Source organism: Micromonospora sp. NPDC005161, from assembly GCF_053599855.1.
The window spans coordinates 109,536-125,631 of sequence record NZ_JBSFYQ010000004.1 but is presented as its reverse complement, the minus strand read 5'-3'; the positions used below and the strand labels follow the sequence as shown (position 1 = coordinate 125,631).

The window sequence follows — 16,096 nt, the reverse complement described above, 5'->3', positions numbered from 1 at the left end:
GAGGATGGCGATGAGCAAATTACAGGGCAGCAAGGATTTCTGGATCGGAGCGCTCCGGACGGAGGGCCCCGCCTTCGCCTCGGCGGTGGCCGAAGCGCCGCCGGAGACGCCGGTGCTGTCCTGTCCGGGCTGGACGGTCAACGATCTCACTCTGCACCTCGCCGGCATCTACCACTGGGTTTCCTCGTTTGTCGGCTCCGGCCTGTCCACCGCGCCGCCCCGCCGGGAGCCACTCGTGGCGGACCCGGGCCGGAGTCCCCTCCAACTCTGGCAGCAGGGGTACGACCAGCTGATGACCCTCTTCGACGGGCTCGACGCGGAGGCTCCGGCGTGGAACTGGGCCCCGCAGCCGAAGAAGGCCGGTTTCTGGCCGCGCCGGATGGCGCACGAGACGGCGGTGCACCGCTGGGACGCCCAGCTCGCCATCGCCGCCGGTGAGCCGGTGGAGGCGAAGCTCGCCGCCGACGGGGTGAGCGAGGTGCTGGACACCTGGCTGCCCGCGGGCCGGCGGCGGGATCCGGGCGAGTGGCACGGCGTGGTGCAGCTCTCCGCGACCGACGCCGCCCAGGAGTGGTATCTGCGGCTGCGCGGGGAGGGGGTGGCGCTGCTCGACACCGCGACCATCTTCGACCACGACGATCACCACGCCCGGGCGCAGGTCAGCGGCAGCGCGAGCGACCTGCTGCTGGCGCTCTGGGGCCGGATCAACTTCGAGACGCTGGACGTCAGCGGCGACCGCAGCCTGCTCGACGGGCTGCGCACCCGCTGACCGCCGCCCGGGCCGGCCCGGGACGACACGAGGAGGGCGTCACCCCACGGGGGGGTGGCGCTCTCGGTCGTGTGGGCGTGCACGTCACGGACGGGCATCGATGAGAGAGCGCTCTCTTGACAGCGGACGGACGGCTCACCACCTGTCGTGAGAGCGCTCTCTTGGCCATCCGCCACCACCCGACCACCTTGAGAGAGGTCCGAATCCCATGGCTGTCTTCCCGCGCCGCCGCCTCGCCGCGGTGGCCCTCGCCGCCGCCACCGCCCTGCTCGTCACCGCCGGCTAAGGCGGCGGCGACGAGGCGGACGGGGACGGGCCGGTCACGCTGACCGTCGACGTCTTCGGCCAGTTCGGCTACGAGCAGCTCTACCAGGAGTACATGGCCGCGCACCCCGACGTGAAGATCGTCGAGCGCGGCACCGGCACCAACCTCGACGAGTACTCACCGAAGCTCACCCAGTGGCTCGCCGCCGGCCGAGGCGCCGGCGACGTGGTGGCCATCGAGGAAGGCCTGATGATCGAGTACAAGGCCAACCCGGGCAACTTCGTCAACCTGCTGGACCACGGCGCCGCCGACCTCAAGGGCAACTTCCTCGAATGGAAGTGGAACGCCGGGCTGACCGCCGACGGCAAGCAGCTGATCGGCCTCGGCACCGACGTCGGCGGCATCGCCATCTGCTACCGCAAGGACCTCTTCGCCAAGGCCGGCCTGCCCACCGAACGGGACGCGGTCTCCCAGCTCTGGCCCACCTGGCAGGACTACATCGCCACCGGCGAACGGTTCGTCGCGGCCAAGACCGGGGCGTCCTTCCTCGACGCGGCGACCAACACCTTCAACACGATCCTGCTGCAGACCGCCGGCAACACGAACGGCTACAGCTACTACGACACCAGCGGCAACCTGGTCGTCGACAGCAACCCGGCGGTACGGCAGGCCTATGACACCACCATGGACATGATCGACTCGGGCCTCTCCGGAAAGTACGGCTCCTGGTCCGAGGAATGGGTGTCCGCCTTCAAGCAGTCGAAGTTCGCCACCATCGCCTGCCCCTCCTGGATGACCGGGGTGATCGAGGGCAACGCCGGGCCGGCCGCCAAGGGCAAGTGGGACATCGCCAAGGTGCCCGGCAACGGCGGCAACTGGGGTGGGTCGCACCTCGCCGTACCCAAGCAGAGCAAGCACCGGGCCGAGGCGATCGAGCTGGCCAAGTTCCTGACCAGCGCCAAGGGCCAGATCGGCGCGTTCAAGGCCAAGGGCCCGCTGCCCTCCTCGCCGCAGGCACTCGACGATGTGGCGATCACCGGAGCGACCAACGCGTACTTCTCCGGTGCGCCGGTCGGCACGATCTTCGGCATCGGCGCGAAGAGCCTGAAGCCGGTCTACATGGGCCCCAAGAACCAGGCCGTCCGCACCGAGGTGGAGAACGCCGTACGGACGGTGGAGCTGGGCCAGCGGAACCCCGAGCAGGGCTGGACCGACGCGGTGACCAACGCGAAGAAGGCCGCCGCCAAGTAGCCCGAATCAGCGTGCGGGCGGGCTCCGACAACCGGAGTCCCGCCCGCACGGCGGAAAGGAGTTCCCGGGCATGACCGTCCAGCTTGACGCCCGTTCGCCGGTCGCACCGGCGCCCGGCGACCATCGGCGATCGTCGGGGCGGCTCAGCCGGCTTGACACCAAGTTCTCGCCGTACCTCTACATCGCCCCGTTCTTCCTGCTCTTCGCGGTCTTCGGGGTCTACCCGCTGGTGTACACGTTCTGGGTCTCGCTGCACGACTGGGACCTGCTGGGCACCGACCACCCGTTCGTCGGCGCGGAGAACTACACCCGGCTGCTGGCCGACGTCGACTTCTGGCACTCGGTGGTCAACACGCTGGGCATCTTCGTCATCTCCACCGTCCCGCAGCTGCTCGCCGCACTCTGGCTGGCCAACCTGCTCAACCGGGGGCTGCGGGGCCGCATCGGCTGGCGGATGGCGGTGCTCGTCCCGAACGTGACCTCCACGGCCGCCGTGGCGATCGTGTTCGGGGTGCTCTTCGGCCGCGAGTTCGGCATGGTCAACTGGCTGCTCGACCTGGTCGGGCTGGACGCGGTGGCGTGGAAATCCGACCGGGTCGCCTCCTGGGTGGCCATCTCCGCCATGGTCGACTGGCGGTGGACCGGCTACAACGCGCTGATCCTCCTGGCCGCGATGCAGGCCATCCCCCGCGACCTGTACGAGGCGGCGGCGATCGACGGCGCCAACCGGGTCCGGCAGTTCTGGTCGATCACCGTGCCGCTGCTCAAACCGACGCTCATCTTCTGCGTCATCATCGCCACCATCGGCGGGTTGCAGCTCTTCACCGAGCCCCGGCTGTTCCACTCCGGCACCAATCCGATCCGGGGCGGACCGCTCCGCGAATCACAGACAGTGACCATGTACATGTTCGAGAACGCCTTCGCGCCGCACTACAACTTCGGGTACGGCTCGGCGGTGGCCTGGCTGCTGTTCGCGCTCATCGCCATCGTGGCGGCGGTCAACGTGCTGGTCCTGCGCCGGCTGGGCGGCGGACCGGACGCCAGGAAGCCGGCCGGCGGGAAGGGGGCGGCCCGATGAGCCGGCTCTGGCGGGCCAGCCCGCTCACCTACCTGGCCCTGGTGGCCGCCGCCGGGATGTCGATCTTCCCGATCTGGTGGATGTTCGTGGTGGCCAGCCGGACCAGCGACGCGATGGGTCAGCTGCCGCCGCCGATCACCCCCGGCGGCAACCTCGGTGCCAACATCTCCCGACTGTTCGACAACACCGACGCGTACTTCCTGACCGGCCTGATCAACTCTACGATCGTGGCCGGCACGGTGACCGTCTCCGTGGTGTTCTTCGCCAGCCTGGCCGGCTTCGCCTTCGCGAAACTGCGGTTCCGCGGCCGCAACGCGCTGCTGCTCGTGGTCATCGCGACCATGATGGTGCCGACGCAGCTCGGTGTGATCCCGCTGTACATGCTGATGACCCGGCTGCACTGGAACGACCGGCTGCCGGCGGTGATCGTGCCGGCGCTGGTCACCGGGTTCGGGGTGTTCATGATGCGGCAGTACGCGGGCCAGGCGGTCAGCGACGAGCTGATCGAGGCCGCCCGGATGGACGGCTGCGGCACCGCCCGGATCTTCTGGCACGTGGTGCTGCCCGCGCTGCGCCCGGCCGCCGCCGTGCTCGGCCTGCTCAAGTTCATGACCACCTGGAACGACTTCCTGTGGCCGTACGCTGTGCTGAACGACCCGGCGAACCCGACCGTGCAGCTCTCCCTGCGGGCGCTGTCGGACGGGTACTACCAGGACATGTCGCAGGTGTTCACCGGGACGGCCATCGCGACGCTGCCCCTGCTGCTGGTCTTCGTGCTGTTTGGCCGGCAGATCATCGGCGGGATCATGGAAGGTGCGGTCAAGGCGTGAACGAACTCCGGTTTCCTGAGCACTTCCTCTGGGGGGCGGCCACCGCCGCCTACCAGATCGAGGGCGCGGCCCACGACGACGGACGCGGTCCGTCCATCTGGGACACCTTCAGCCGGACACCGGGCAAGGTGTACCAGGGCCACACCGGCGACGTCGCCTGCGACCACTACCACCGGTACGCCGACGACGTGGCGCTGATGGCGGAGCTGGGGCTGCGGGCGTACCGGTTCTCGGTCGCCTGGCCCCGGATCCAACCGGACGGCACGGGCCCGGCCAACCCGCGCGGGCTGGACTTCTACGACCGGCTCACCGACGAGCTGCTCGCCCAGGGGATCGACCCGATCGTCACCCTCTACCACTGGGACCTGCCGCAGACGCTGGGCGACCGGGGCGGCTGGACCAACCGGGACACCGCCGAGCACTTCGCCACGTACGCCACGGCCGTGTACGCCCGCCTCGGCGACCGGGTGGACGTCTGGACCACGCTCAACGAGCCCTGGTGTTCGGCGTACCTCGGCTACGGCAACGGGGTGCACGCCCCGGGCGAGCAGGACCCGGCGGCGGCCTTCACCGCCGTACACCATCTGCTGCTCGGGCACGGCGTGGCGGCGCAGGCGCTGCGCGCGGCCGGCGCACGCAGCGTGGGCATCACCCTCAACCCCGCCGACGTACGGCCGGCCGACCCGCAGAGCGCGGCCGACGCCGCCGCGGTCCGCCTGGTCGACGGCCTGCACAACCGGATCTTCCTCGACCCGTTGCTGGCCGGCGGCTACCCGGACGACGTGCGGGAGCACGTGGCGCGCATCGTCGAGCCCACGTTCATCCGGGACGGCGACGAGAAGCTGATCGCGGCCCCGATCGACCTGCTCGGAATCAACTACTACCAGCCCAGCTACGTCGCCGGTCGACCCGACGGAGCCGGCGGCGGCGGTGCGTACCCGGGCACCGAGGGCGCCGTGCAGTTCCTGCCAGCCGCCGGGCCGCTCACCGCCATGGGTTGGATGATCGAACCGGCCGGACTGACCCGGCTGCTGGAGCGGATCGCCACCGACTACCCCGGTGTGCCGCTGCTGATCACCGAGAACGGCGCCGCGTTCCCCGACAAGCCGGGCGCCGACTCGCCCGACGGGCCGGGGCAGGTGATCGACACCGACCGGATCGCCTACCTCGACGGACACCTGCGGGCCGCACACGAGGCGATCTCCCGGGGCGTGGACCTGCGCGGCTATCTCGTATGGTCGTTCCTGGACAACTTCGAGTGGGCGGAGGGCTACCGCAAGCGGTTCGGGATCGTGCACGTCGACTACCTGACCCAGCGGCGCACACCGAAGGCCAGCGCCCGGTGGTACCAGGAGGTGATCTCCCGGAACGGGCTGTGACGAGCGGGGGAAGTCGCGATGACGACGGCGCAACGGCCGACGCTCGAGGCGGTGGCGGCGCGGGCCGGGGTGTCCCGGGCCACCGTCTCGCGCGTGGTCAACGGCTCCACCACCGTCGCCCAGCCCATCCGGGAGGCGGTCAACCGGGCGGTCGCCGAGCTGGGGTACGTGCCCAACCTGGCCGCCCGCAGCCTGGTCACCCAACGCACCGACTCGATCGCCCTGGTCATGCCGGAGGCGGCCACCCGGGTCTTCTCCGACGACCAGGTCTTCCCCGGCATCATCCGCGGGGTCAGCCAGGAGCTGGAGTCGGCCGACAAGCAGCTGGTGCTGATGCTGGCCGGCTCACCGGCGGGGCACCACCGGGTCGAGCGGTTCACCACCGGACGGCACGTCGACGGGGTGCTCTTCGCCTCGCTGCACGGCGCCGACCCACTGCCCGGCACGCTCGCCCGGCTCGGCATCCCGGTGGTGTGCAGCGGTCGCCCGCTCGGCGACGTGCCCGTGCCGTACGTCGACGTCGACCACGTCGGCGGGGTCACCGCGGCCGTCCGGCACCTGATCGACAGCGGTCGCCGGCGGATCGCCACCATCGCCGGACCACAGGACATGGTGGCCGGGATCGAACGGCTCAGCGGTTACCGCAGCACGGTCGCCGACGCGGGGCTGCCCGAGCTGGTCGCGATCGGGGACTTCACCCGGGAATCCGGGGCGGCGGCGATGCACCGGCTGCTCACCGAGCACCCCGACCTGGACGCGGTCTTCGCCGCCTCGGACCTGATGGCGCACGCCGCCCTGCGGACGCTACGCGAGGCAGGCCGGCGGGTGCCGGAGGACGTCGCGGTGGTCGGCTTCGACGACATCGAGACCGCCGCGTACATCGAGCCGCCGCTGACGACCGTCCGGCAGCCGATCGTGGAGATCGGCCGGCGGATGACCCGGCAGCTGCTCCGGATGGCCGCCGGCGAGACCATCGAACCGGCGGTCATGCTCCCCACCGAGCTGATCCGGCGCGCCTCCGCCTGAGCGTCTCGCCGGTCATTAATCCGTCGCCCCGGTGTTCCGTCGTCGTTAGCCTCGCGGGCATGCCGGATCCTGTCGCATTGCTGCACGTCCCCGATCTCTCCGACGTTGCCGAGTACGCGTACGCCTCCACCGTCGAACCGCCCGCCCGGCTGGTGTTCACCGCTGGCGCGTGCCCGCTCGACGCGGAGGGGCGGACCGTCGCGCCCGGCGACCACGCCGCGCAGGCCCGGCAGGTGATGGCGAACCTGGAGACCGCACTCGGGGCCGCCGGCGCCCGGCTGACCGACGTGGTCAAGACCACGGTGTACGTGGCGTCGTCCGAGCAGGCCGATCTCGTGAAGGTCTGGGAGGTGGTCCGGGACTCCTTCGGCGACCACGACCCGCCCAGCACCCTGCTCGGGGTGGCCGTGCTCGGCTACATCGACCAGCTCGTCGAGGTCGAGGCCGTCGCCGCCGTACGGATGGCGGACTGACATGCGGATCCGTGTGGCGCAGCCGGACGACGCCCCCGCCGTGGTGGCGCTGCGGGCGATGGTCTACCCGTACCTGGTGCGCGGGGTGGAGTCGACCCGGAAAATGATCGCCCAACCGCCACCCGAGGCGGGCTGGACCGCCTTCGTGGCCGAGGTGGACGCCCAGGTGGTCGGCTGGGTGTCAGCCCAACGCCCCGGCTGGACGTCGACGCCGGACATCGGTGACATCGCACTGCTGCACGTCCGCCCGGAGCACCGGCGACGCGGCATCGGCACCGCGCTGCTGACGGCCGCGACCGAGCACCTCACCCCGCTGGGGGTCCGCCGGATACGCACCTGGGCGCAGCCGGACGCGTTGCCGTTCGCCCGGCGGCACGGCTTCGAACCCAGCCGCGAGCTGCGCTACTCCGCGCTCGACCTGGATCCGGCGCCCCCGCTACCCGAGCCGCCGCCGGGCGTACGACTGCGCCCGATCGCCGAGCTGGACCCGCACCTGCTGTACGAGGCCAACGCCGCCTCGTCGGTCGACGAGCCCAGCGACGTGCCGATCGACGCGATCAGTTTCCAGAGCTGGCAGTACGACGTCTGGGAGAACCTCGGCCTGGACAAGACGGCCAGCACCGCCGTCGAGGTCGACGGGAAGGTGGCCGCGTTCAGCCTCGTGAAGCGGGACGGGGACCGGATGTGGTCGGACTACACCGGCACCGTGCCGGCGTACCGGGGTCGGGGGCTGGCCCGGCTGGTCAAGAAGGCGGCGCTGCACCGGGCCGCCGCGGGCGGCGTCCGCGTCGCCTACACCTCGAACGACGAGGCCAACGCGCCGATGCTGGCGATCAACGCCAAGCTCGGCTACCGGCCGGTCGCGTCCCAGTGGTCCTGCCTGGCCGAGCTGACCTGATCAGCGTCAGTCGACGCGGGGACGGACCCAGACGAGGAACCGTTCGACGTACGCCGCCGGGTCGGGGGTGAGGCCGAGCTGCACCGCGTCAGCGAACGCCTCGTCGAGGAGCGGTTCGACCCCCAGGCGTGGCAGGGGTTCGTTGACCAGGTGAAGACCACCTTCTGACCGCTACATCCCGAAAGCCCCCGGCGTCTCCGGGGGCTTTCGCTATGCCGGAGGGCCGGCGTCGAAGACCTGGCGGGCGGTTGCGTGCGTGTCGGCGCCGAAGAGGACCAGGCGGGCCTCGGTGACGTTCACCGGCGCGGCCGGGCGCAGCACCGACAGCGCCTGGCCGACGGCGTCCTCAATCGGCCAGCCGTAGATGCCGGCGGAAATCAGCGGGAACGCCACGGTGGTCGCGCCCAGCTCGTCGGCCACCCGCAGGCTGTTGGCGTAGCAGTCACGCAGTAGCGACGAGCGGTCCTCGGTGGTCGACCAGACCGGCCCGACGGTATGGATGACCCAGCGGGCCGGCAGCTCCCCTGCCGTGGTCGCCACCGCCTGTCCCGTGGGCAGGCCGTCCGGGTATCGCGATGCCCGCAGTGCCCGGCACTCGGTCAGGATGGCCGGCCCGCCACGCCGGTGGATGGCGCCATCGACCCCACCGCCGCCGAGCAGGGACGAGTTCGCGGCGTTCACGATCGCGTCCACCCGCTGGGCGGTGATGTCTCCCTCGATCAGGGTGATCTCCATGTCAGCTCTCCTCGATGGGGTGGCCTGCCGGCGGCGTGGACGCCCGTTCGTCGATCGACTGGCCGAGCGAGCGGCGGGCCAGTAGCGCGGCGCCGGCAACCGCGGCCGGCATGACCAGTACCGCGCCGAGCGGGATCAGGAAGCAGACGAAGACCGCCACGCCGAAGCCGAGCGCCATGGGCCGGTCCGCCTTCAGCACCGACCGACGGTCCGGCAACCGCATGCCGCGCCGGTAGAAGGGCGCCCCGACCAGCTCCAGGGCGAGGAACCATCCGCCCACCGCCGCCCCGATCACCGGCACCACGGTCTGCCCCACCACCGGGATGAAGCCGGCCACGAAGAGCGGGATACCGACCAGCGCCGCGAGGGCCACCAGGCGTACCGAATCGGCGAGGCTGCGACGCAGCGACGACCAGAAGGGCACCTCCACCGCACCCGGGGTGCCGCCGTACCGCTCCTCCACCCGCTCGGAGATCTTCTCGTAGAACGGGTCGCCGATGACCAGGGTGACCGCGGTGAAGCTGACCACCGCGAGCAGGCCGCCGAGGCCCAGGACGGCCAGCCCGGCGATCACCCGGACCAGGTTCCGGGCGGTGGTCGACCAGTCGTCGGCGAACGGAGTGACCAGGGCGGCGATGTCGTCCACGAAGTACACGAGGGTGGCGAACGCGGCCACGAAGAGCACACCGGAGATCAGTGCCGGCACGATGCCGAGCAGCATCAGACCGGGGCTGCGGACGTAGAGACCCAGCCCCCGCAGGAGCAGCCCCGCCCCGGTGAAGAAGCGTCCGACGGCCCCGGTCACCGGGCTGGCGATTCTGCTGGCGTCCACGACCGAGCAGCCTAGCGATCAGTGCCGACCCCCGCCGGGCGGCGCGTTGACGCGGCGCGTTAATAGGGGGCCCCAGCTCTACACGAGGCGTTAACAAGGTGCCCTTCCTTGCACATCAACCGGTTGGTGGATCGCCGGGGTCAGCCGCTGCCACAAAGATCACCAACGGCCGGTCGATTCGCCGCCGGGCCGCTGCCGCCACGCTGAAGAGGTACGGGTACGACGGCGGAAGGCGGCACGATGCCGGTCATTGAGGTGACCAACCTGCACAAGCGGTACGGCGATGTCGTCGCCGTTGCCGACGTGTCGTTCACGGTCGAGGCCGGGGAGATCTTCGGCGTACTCGGTCCGAACGGCGCAGGGAAGACCACCACGGTGGAGTGTGTCGCCGGGCTTCGCGTCCCGGACGGGGGCGGGGTGTCGGTCCTCGGGCTCGACCCCCGCCGGGACGCGGCCCAACTCCGCCAGCGGGTTGGCGTGCAGCTCCAGGAGAGCCAACTGCCGGACCAACTGCGGGTCGCCGAGGCGCTGGAACTGTACGCCTCGTTCTACCGCGACCCGGCCGACCCGGCGCAACTGATCGACAGGCTGGGTCTGGCCGAGAAGCGGAACACCGCGTACAAGAAGCTCTCCGGCGGCCAGAAGCAGCGGCTGTCGATCGCGCTGGCGCTGGTCGGCAACCCGCAGATCGCAATCCTGGACGAGCTGACCACCGGGCTGGACCCGCAGTCCCGGCGGGACACCTGGGCCCTCATCGAGCAGATCCGGGACAGTGGCGTGACGATCGTGCTGGTCACCCACTTCATGGAGGAGGCCGAGCGGCTCTGTGACCGGATCGCCGTGATCGACCGGGGCAGGGTCGTCGCACTGGACAGCCCGGCGGGTCTGGTGTCGGCGGTGGTCCCGGAGCAGCGCATCCGGTTCCGCCCGTCCAGCCCGGTCGACGACCGGCTCCTCACCGACCTGCCCGAGGTGAGCGCGGTGCACCGCACCGGCGCTCAACTGGTGGTCACCGGCACCGGTGACGTGCTGCACGCGGTCACCTCGGTGCTCGCCCGCAACCAGATCATCGCCGCCGACCTGCGGCTGGAGCAGTCCACCCTCGACGACGCGTTCGTCGAGCTGACCGGGCACCGGCCCGACGCCTGAGGGAGAACCGACATGCACGCCTTCGGGCAGATCCTCAAGATCGAGACACGGCTCTTCCTGCGGGACTTCGGCTCGCCGCTGACGACCGTCGCGTTGCCGCTCGCGCTGCTCGTGGTGTTCGGTCTGATTCCGGCCCTACGCGAACCGGATCCGGCGTTCGGTGACCGGTCCTTCATCGAGTACTTCGTCCCGTCGCTGCTGGTGATCACGCTCGCCATGTCGGCGGTGAACATCCTGCCCACGGTGCTGGCCACCTACCGGGAGCGTGGGGTGCTGCGCCGGCTGGCCACCACTCCGGCCAGCCCGACCGCGCTGCTGGCCGCCCAACTGGTCATCTCGCTCGCCACCATCCTGGTCAGCGCCGTGCTGCTCATCGTGGTCGGTCGGCTGGCCTTCGACGTGCCGCTGCCGCAACGCCCGCTCGGCTTCGCGCTGGCCCTCGTCCTCGGCACGGCGGCGCTGCTCGCGCTGGGTCTGCTGGTGGCGGCGGTGGCCCGCACGGCCAAGGCAGCGCAGGCCATGGCGGTGCCCGTGTTCATGCTGACCATGTTCTTCGGCGGCGTCTACCTTCCCCGGTTCCTCCTGCCGGACTTCCTGGTCCGGATCGGCGACTACACGCCGCCCGGGGTGCAGGCGCTGCTCGATGCCTGGACCGGGACGTCGCCACACCCGTTGCACCTCGGGATAATGGCGGCGGTCGCCCTGCTCGCGGGTGTGGTGGCGGCGAAACTGTTCCGCTGGGAATGAGCGGGGGTCCGATGGCCAGCACCGTCGAGCAGGTCGACCGCCTGTCCGCCTGGGAGGCCCGGGAAGCGGGCCTGCACCGGTTGGCGCCGTACCTCGGGCTGGCCGTCGGAACGCTGCTCACCACCGCCGCGCCCGCGCCCGGGGGCCACTCGTTCGTCCCCCACCTGTTCGTCGCCGCCGCGACGGCGGCCTGGGTAGCCTGGTTCGTCACCCTGCACCCCGGGTGGGCGACACAGCGGGTGCTGATGGTGGTCTACTACCTCGGTCTCCTCACGTTCAGCGCCATCCTGGTGCTCGACAGTCCGTGGTACGGCTTCCTCGCGTGGAGCGGCTTCCTGCACGCGTTCGCGCTGCCCGGCAACTGGCGGTTCGCCGGGGTTGCCGTGTCGGCCGTCCTGGTGGCCACCGCGCAGAGCGGGGGCCTGCCGTCCGTGCTGTCGCACTGGCTGCTCTGGGGCGTGCTGGTGTTGTTCAATCTGGGTCTGGCCGGCGCCGTGACCTGGTTCAGCACCGTCAACGACCGGCAGCACGCCTACCGCAAGCAGCTGGTCGAGGAGCTGGCCGAGACGAACCGCCGGCTGGCCGAGACGATGCGGGAGAACGACGGGCTGCACGCCCAACTGCTCACCCAGGCCCGGGAGGCCGGGGTGACCGACGAGCGGCAGCGGATGGCTCGGGAGATCCACGACACCCTGGCGCAGGGTCTCACCGGCATCATCACCCAGCTGGAGGCCGCCGGGGTGGCCCGGGACCGGCACGCCGACTGGCAGCGGCACGTGTCGGGGGCCATCACCCTGGCCCGGGAGAGCCTCACCGAGGCGCGTCGCTCGGTACGGGCCGTCCGCCCCGAGGCCCTGGAGGGTACGCGGCTGCCGGAAGCGCTGGCGGAGCTGACCGAGCGCTGGTCGACGATCAACGAGATCCGCGCCGAGGTCAACGTCACCGGCGACGCCCGCCCGCTGCACCCGGAGGTCGAGGTGACCCTGTTGCGGACCGGCCAGGAGGCACTGGCCAACGTGGGCCGGCACGCCAGGGCGACCCGGGTCGGGCTCACCCTGTCGTACATGGGGGACGTCGTCACCCTCGACGTCCGGGACGACGGGGTGGGCTTCGCGGTTGACGACCTGACCGACCTGGGCCGACCCGACGGCGGGTACGGGCTGACCGTCATGCGGCAGCGGGTCGCCCGGGTCGGCGGCGAACTGGCCGTCGAGAGCGAGCCGGGCGTCGGCACCGCCGTCTCGGCCTCCGTGCCCGCGCTCGCCGGGAGCGCCGGATGAGCGGGCCGGTCCGGGTGCTGATCGTCGACGACCATCCGGTGGTGCGGGACGGGCTGCGGGGGATGTTCACCGGCGACCCGAGGTTCGACGTGGTGGGCGAGGCCGCCGACGGGGCCGAGGCGTTGGCGCTGGTCGCGGCGCTGCACCCGGACGTGGTGCTGATGGACCTGCGGATGCCCGGGATGGACGGGGTGACCGCCATCGGACGGTTGGCCCGCTCCGGCAGTACCGCCCGGGTGCTGGTGCTCACCACGTACGACACGGACGCGGACGTGCTCCCGGCCATCGAGGCCGGAGCGACCGGCTACCTGCTGAAGGACGCGCCCCGCGACGACCTGGTCCGGGCGGTACGGGCCGCCGCCCGGGGCGAGTCGGTGCTCGCGCCGAGCGTCGCCGGCCGGCTGATGGGTCGGCTGCGCGCGCCGGCCGAGGAGCCGCTCAGCCAACGCGAACTGGAGGTGCTCACCCTGGTGGCCCGGGGCGCCTCCAACCGGGAGGCGGCGGCCCGGCTGTTCATCAGCGAGGCCACCGTCAAGACGCACCTGCTGCACGTGTACGCCAAGCTCGGGGTCAACGACCGGGCCGCGGCGGTGGCCACCGCGTACGACCGGGGGCTGCTCACCCCGAACGGGCGGTGAGCGGGCCGGGCAGGATGGGCGGGTGCGCGCCTCCCGACTGATCTCGCTGCTGTTGCTGTTGCAGGCTCGCGGGTCGATGACCGCGGGCGAGCTGGCGCGGGAGCTGGAGGTCTCCGAGCGGACCGTCTACCGGGATGTTTTGGCGCTTTCCGCCGCCGGGGTGCCGGTCTACGCCGACCGGGGTCGCGCCGGTGGCTACCGTCTGCTCGGCGGTTACCGCACCCGGTTGACCGGGCTGACCCGGGACGAGGCGGAGGCGCTCTTCCTCGCCGGCCTGCCCGGGCCGGCCGGTGACATGGGGCTCGCCGACGCGGTCGCCGCCGCCGAGCTGAAGGTGCTCGCCGCGCTGCCGCCGGCCCTGCGGGACGCCCCGGCCCGCGCCGGACAGCGGTTCCACCTGGACGTGCCGGGCTGGTTCCGGGAGACCGGGCCGCCGCCGTGGCTGGCCGAGCTGGCCCGGGCGGTCTGGCGGGACCGGGTGGTGCGGCTGCGCTACCGGCGCGGTGACCAGGAGGTGACGCGCCGGGTGTGGCCGTACGGGCTGGTGCTCAAGAACGGGGTCTGGTACCTGGTGGGACGGGTCGGCGACGACACCCGCACCTACCGGGTGGACCGGGTGACCGGGGTTGAGGTGAGCGAGGAGAGCTTCGACCGGGACGAGGCCTTCGACCTGGCCGGTTACTGGCGCGAGCAGGCCGGGTCGTTCCTGCGGACCATGCTGCGGGCCGCGGTCGGCGTCCGGTTCAGCCCCGCCGGCCTGCGCCAGCTCCGACACCTCGTCGACGCCCCCTTCGTGTACGACGAGGTGGTCGCCGCCGCCACCCAACCCGACGGCCAGGGCTGGGTGACGGCGCGGCTGCCGGTCGAATCCGTCGAGGTGGCGTACCACCAGCTTCTCGGGCTCGGCCCCGAGGTGGAGATTCTCGATCCACCCGAGCTGCGGGAGCTGTTCGCCGGGGCGGCCGACCGGCTCCGCGCGCTCTACCGGTAGCCGGTGACGTCGGCCGGCTTACCGGTTTCGACCACCTCGACGATGTACCGGATGGCTTCCGGCTGGCTGCCGTCGAGATCGGTGAACCCGTACACCTTGGCCAGCGTGCCGGCGTCGACGGACATGCCGTTCCAGCGGGCCTTCTCCTCGTCTGCGGCGAGCGCGGCCACCGCGCGTCCGACGAAGACCGGCGTCTCCGAGATGAGGAAGTGCGGGTCGGTGGCCGCCCCGTCGCGCCAGTTCTCCTCGGTCACGCCGAAGTGCTCCAACATGGCCTCAGAGCGGAGCCAGCCGGGGGTGAGCGCGACGGCGGTGCCGCCGTGCGGCTTCAGCTCGTGCGCCTGGCTGAAGGCGAGCCGGTTGACCGAGACCTTGGCCAGGTCGTAGAAGACCGACAGTCGGTAGTTGTCGTCGTTGTAGGCCTTGGTGCCGTCGCCGATCTCCACCAGCAGGCCGCCGGGCCTGCGGATCAGCAGCGGCAGCGCGAAGTGGCTGGTGATGATGTGCGTGTCGATGGCCAGCCGCAGGGTGCGGAAACCGGCGTCCAGTGGCTGCTCCCAGACCGGCTTCTCCCAGGTGACCAGCGGGTCGCCGCCCCAGATGTCGTTGACCAGCACGTCGAGGCGGCCCTGTTCGGCGTCGATCCGGGCGACCAGGTCGCGCACCTGATCCGGCACGAGGTGGTCGACCCGGACCGGAATGCCGACGCCCCCGGCGGCGGTGACCAGCTCGGCGGTCTCCTCGATGGTCTCCGGCCGGTCCATCTCGGAGCGGCCGGCGCGGCTGCTCCGGCCGGTGGCGTACACGGTGGCCCCGGCGGCGCCGAGCTGGACGGCGATCTGCCGCCCGGCACCCCGGGTTGCGCCGGCGACGAGCGCGATCTTTCCTGTCAGCGGTTGCGTCATGTCTGTGAGGCTGTCAGCAATACCTGACAGCCGCCGTCTGAATTTCCGGACCGGCTGTCAGGCGGCGAGTGAGTACCCGCACACCACCCGGCTGGGCGTCGCCCCCAGGTCAGTCGACCAGGCGGACGCGGACCCGGCGATTGGCCCGACCCTTGCTCTCCACCTTGACCACCTGCACCTTGCCGATCTGGGCGGTGGACGCGACGTGGGTGCCGCCGTCGGCCTGCACGTCCAGCCCGACGATGTCGACGATCCGGACCTCCTGCTCGTCCGCGGGGATGAGGTTGGACTGGGTGCGGATGATGTCCGGCAGGGAGAGCGCCTCGGCGCGCGGCAGCACCCGGACGGCGACCGAACGGTCGGCGGCCACCTCGGCGTTGACCAACTCCTCGATCCGGCTCTTGAAGTCGGCCGGCACCTCGGGGAGGTTGAAGTCCATCCGGGCCTCGCCCGGTTCCATGGAGTTCCCGGTCACGAGCGCGCCGAAATCGCGGAACACCACCCCGCAGAGCACGTGCAGCCCGGAGTGGGTACGCATCAGACGGCTGCGGCGCTCGTCCTCCACCGCGCCGACGACCTCGGTGCCGGCCGGCGGCAGCGGGTCACCCTCGGCGGGGATCAGGTACGGGTCGTCGCCCTTGCGGGTGCCGACGATCCGGGTCTGCACGCCCTGCCAGAGCAGCACGCCGTGGTCCGGTGGCTGACCGCCACCGCCCGGGTAGAACGCCGAGCGGTCGAGCACAATGCCCTGCTCCGGGTCGGCGTGCAGAACCGTGCAGGTCCACTCGCGCAGGGTCGGGTCGGTGAGGTCCAGCCGGTGAGTCCGGCCATGCTGTGTGACGCCCATGAC

General features: G+C 71.5%; 16 protein-coding genes and 1 pseudogene. 13 read left to right on the top strand and 4 right to left on the bottom strand.

Translation table 11 applies throughout. From position 1 onward, the window contains the following. Window positions 1–10: 10 nt before the first annotated feature. The 8 genes and pseudogenes from ACWD5O_RS05855 to ACWD5O_RS05820 all read left to right on the top strand — a co-directional run bounded on the left by ACWD5O_RS05855 (window position 11) and on the right by ACWD5O_RS05820 (window position 7,969). Window positions 11–769, top strand: coding sequence for a maleylpyruvate isomerase family mycothiol-dependent enzyme (locus ACWD5O_RS05855; RefSeq protein WP_450084702.1), 759 nt, complete (start codon window positions 11–13; stop codon window positions 767–769). Between the two features lie 208 nt (window positions 770–977). Continuing rightward, a pseudogene (locus ACWD5O_RS05850) lies at window positions 978–2,285 on the top strand (ABC transporter substrate-binding protein). Window positions 2,286–2,355: 70 nt separating this feature from the next. After that, complete coding sequence (locus ACWD5O_RS05845; RefSeq protein ID WP_450084701.1) at window positions 2,356–3,363, top strand: carbohydrate ABC transporter permease; 1,008 nt, start codon at window positions 2,356–2,358, stop codon at window positions 3,361–3,363. After that, window positions 3,360–4,193 (top strand): carbohydrate ABC transporter permease, encoded by an 834-nt coding sequence (locus ACWD5O_RS05840; protein ID WP_450084700.1) that lies wholly within the window; start codon window positions 3,360–3,362, stop codon window positions 4,191–4,193. The genes ACWD5O_RS05845 and ACWD5O_RS05840 overlap by 4 nt, the downstream gene beginning before the upstream one ends. Then, window positions 4,190–5,572, top strand: a complete 1,383-nt coding sequence (locus tag ACWD5O_RS05835; protein WP_450084699.1) for a GH1 family beta-glucosidase — start codon at window positions 4,190–4,192, stop codon at window positions 5,570–5,572. The genes ACWD5O_RS05840 and ACWD5O_RS05835 overlap by 4 nt, the downstream gene beginning before the upstream one ends. An 18-nt stretch (window positions 5,573–5,590) precedes the next feature. Beyond that, the gene (locus tag ACWD5O_RS05830) at window positions 5,591–6,598 is read left to right on the top strand and encodes a LacI family DNA-binding transcriptional regulator (protein ID WP_450084698.1); all 1,008 of its coding nucleotides are present in this window, start codon (window positions 5,591–5,593) and stop codon (window positions 6,596–6,598) included. A gap of 59 nt (window positions 6,599–6,657) precedes the next feature. Further along, the gene (locus ACWD5O_RS05825; protein WP_450084697.1) at window positions 6,658–7,071 is read left to right on the top strand and encodes a RidA family protein; all 414 of its coding nucleotides are present in this window, start codon (window positions 6,658–6,660) and stop codon (window positions 7,069–7,071) included. Window position 7,072: 1 nt separating this feature from the next. Further along, a complete protein-coding gene (locus ACWD5O_RS05820) occupies window positions 7,073–7,969 on the top strand; it encodes a GNAT family N-acetyltransferase (RefSeq protein WP_450084696.1) in 897 nt (298 codons plus the stop codon). Between the two features lie 210 nt (window positions 7,970–8,179). Here the strand turns inward: ACWD5O_RS05820 and ACWD5O_RS05815 are convergent, their stop codons facing one another. Both ACWD5O_RS05815 and ACWD5O_RS05810 read right to left on the bottom strand, forming a co-directional pair. Beyond that, entirely contained in the window at window positions 8,180–8,704 is a 525-nt protein-coding gene (locus ACWD5O_RS05815; protein WP_450084695.1) for an O-acetyl-ADP-ribose deacetylase, read from the bottom strand. Window position 8,705: 1 nt separating this feature from the next. Beyond that, window positions 8,706–9,536, bottom strand: coding sequence for an EI24 domain-containing protein (locus tag ACWD5O_RS05810; protein WP_450084694.1), 831 nt, complete (start codon window positions 9,534–9,536; stop codon window positions 8,706–8,708). Between the two features lie 240 nt (window positions 9,537–9,776). Between ACWD5O_RS05810 and ACWD5O_RS05805 the strand changes: the two genes are divergently transcribed. The 5 genes from ACWD5O_RS05805 to ACWD5O_RS05785 are packed head-to-tail and all read left to right on the top strand — an operon-like array spanning window position 9,777 to window position 14,341. Beyond that, window positions 9,777–10,685, top strand: coding sequence for an ABC transporter ATP-binding protein (locus ACWD5O_RS05805; protein ID WP_450084693.1), 909 nt, complete (start codon window positions 9,777–9,779; stop codon window positions 10,683–10,685). A 12-nt stretch (window positions 10,686–10,697) separates the two neighbouring features. Next, on the top strand, window positions 10,698–11,432 hold the full coding sequence (locus ACWD5O_RS05800) for an ABC transporter permease (protein ID WP_450084692.1): 735 nt from the start codon (window positions 10,698–10,700) through the stop codon (window positions 11,430–11,432). Window positions 11,433–11,443: 11 nt separating this feature from the next. Beyond that, a complete protein-coding gene (locus tag ACWD5O_RS05795) occupies window positions 11,444–12,712 on the top strand; it encodes a sensor histidine kinase (RefSeq protein WP_354963589.1) in 1,269 nt (422 codons plus the stop codon). Further along, window positions 12,709–13,350 carry a response regulator gene (locus ACWD5O_RS05790; RefSeq protein WP_450084691.1) on the top strand — a complete coding sequence of 214 codons (642 nt, stop codon included), beginning with the start codon at window positions 12,709–12,711 and terminating at the stop codon, window positions 13,348–13,350. Before ACWD5O_RS05795 ends, ACWD5O_RS05790 begins: the two co-directional genes overlap by 4 nt. Window positions 13,351–13,372: 22 nt before the next feature. Next, window positions 13,373–14,341, top strand: coding sequence for a helix-turn-helix transcriptional regulator (locus ACWD5O_RS05785; protein WP_450084690.1), 969 nt, complete (start codon window positions 13,373–13,375; stop codon window positions 14,339–14,341). Here the strand turns inward: ACWD5O_RS05785 and ACWD5O_RS05780 are convergent. Both ACWD5O_RS05780 and ACWD5O_RS05775 read right to left on the bottom strand, forming a co-directional pair. Next, entirely contained in the window at window positions 14,332–15,246 is a 915-nt protein-coding gene (locus tag ACWD5O_RS05780) for an SDR family oxidoreductase (protein WP_354963586.1), read from the bottom strand. The two genes, ACWD5O_RS05785 and ACWD5O_RS05780, sit on opposite strands and share 10 nt — an antisense overlap. A 109-nt stretch (window positions 15,247–15,355) precedes the next feature. Continuing rightward, complete coding sequence (locus tag ACWD5O_RS05775; protein ID WP_354963585.1) at window positions 15,356–16,093, bottom strand: alanyl-tRNA editing protein; 738 nt, start codon at window positions 16,091–16,093, stop codon at window positions 15,356–15,358. Window positions 16,094–16,096: the final 3 nt, after the last annotated feature.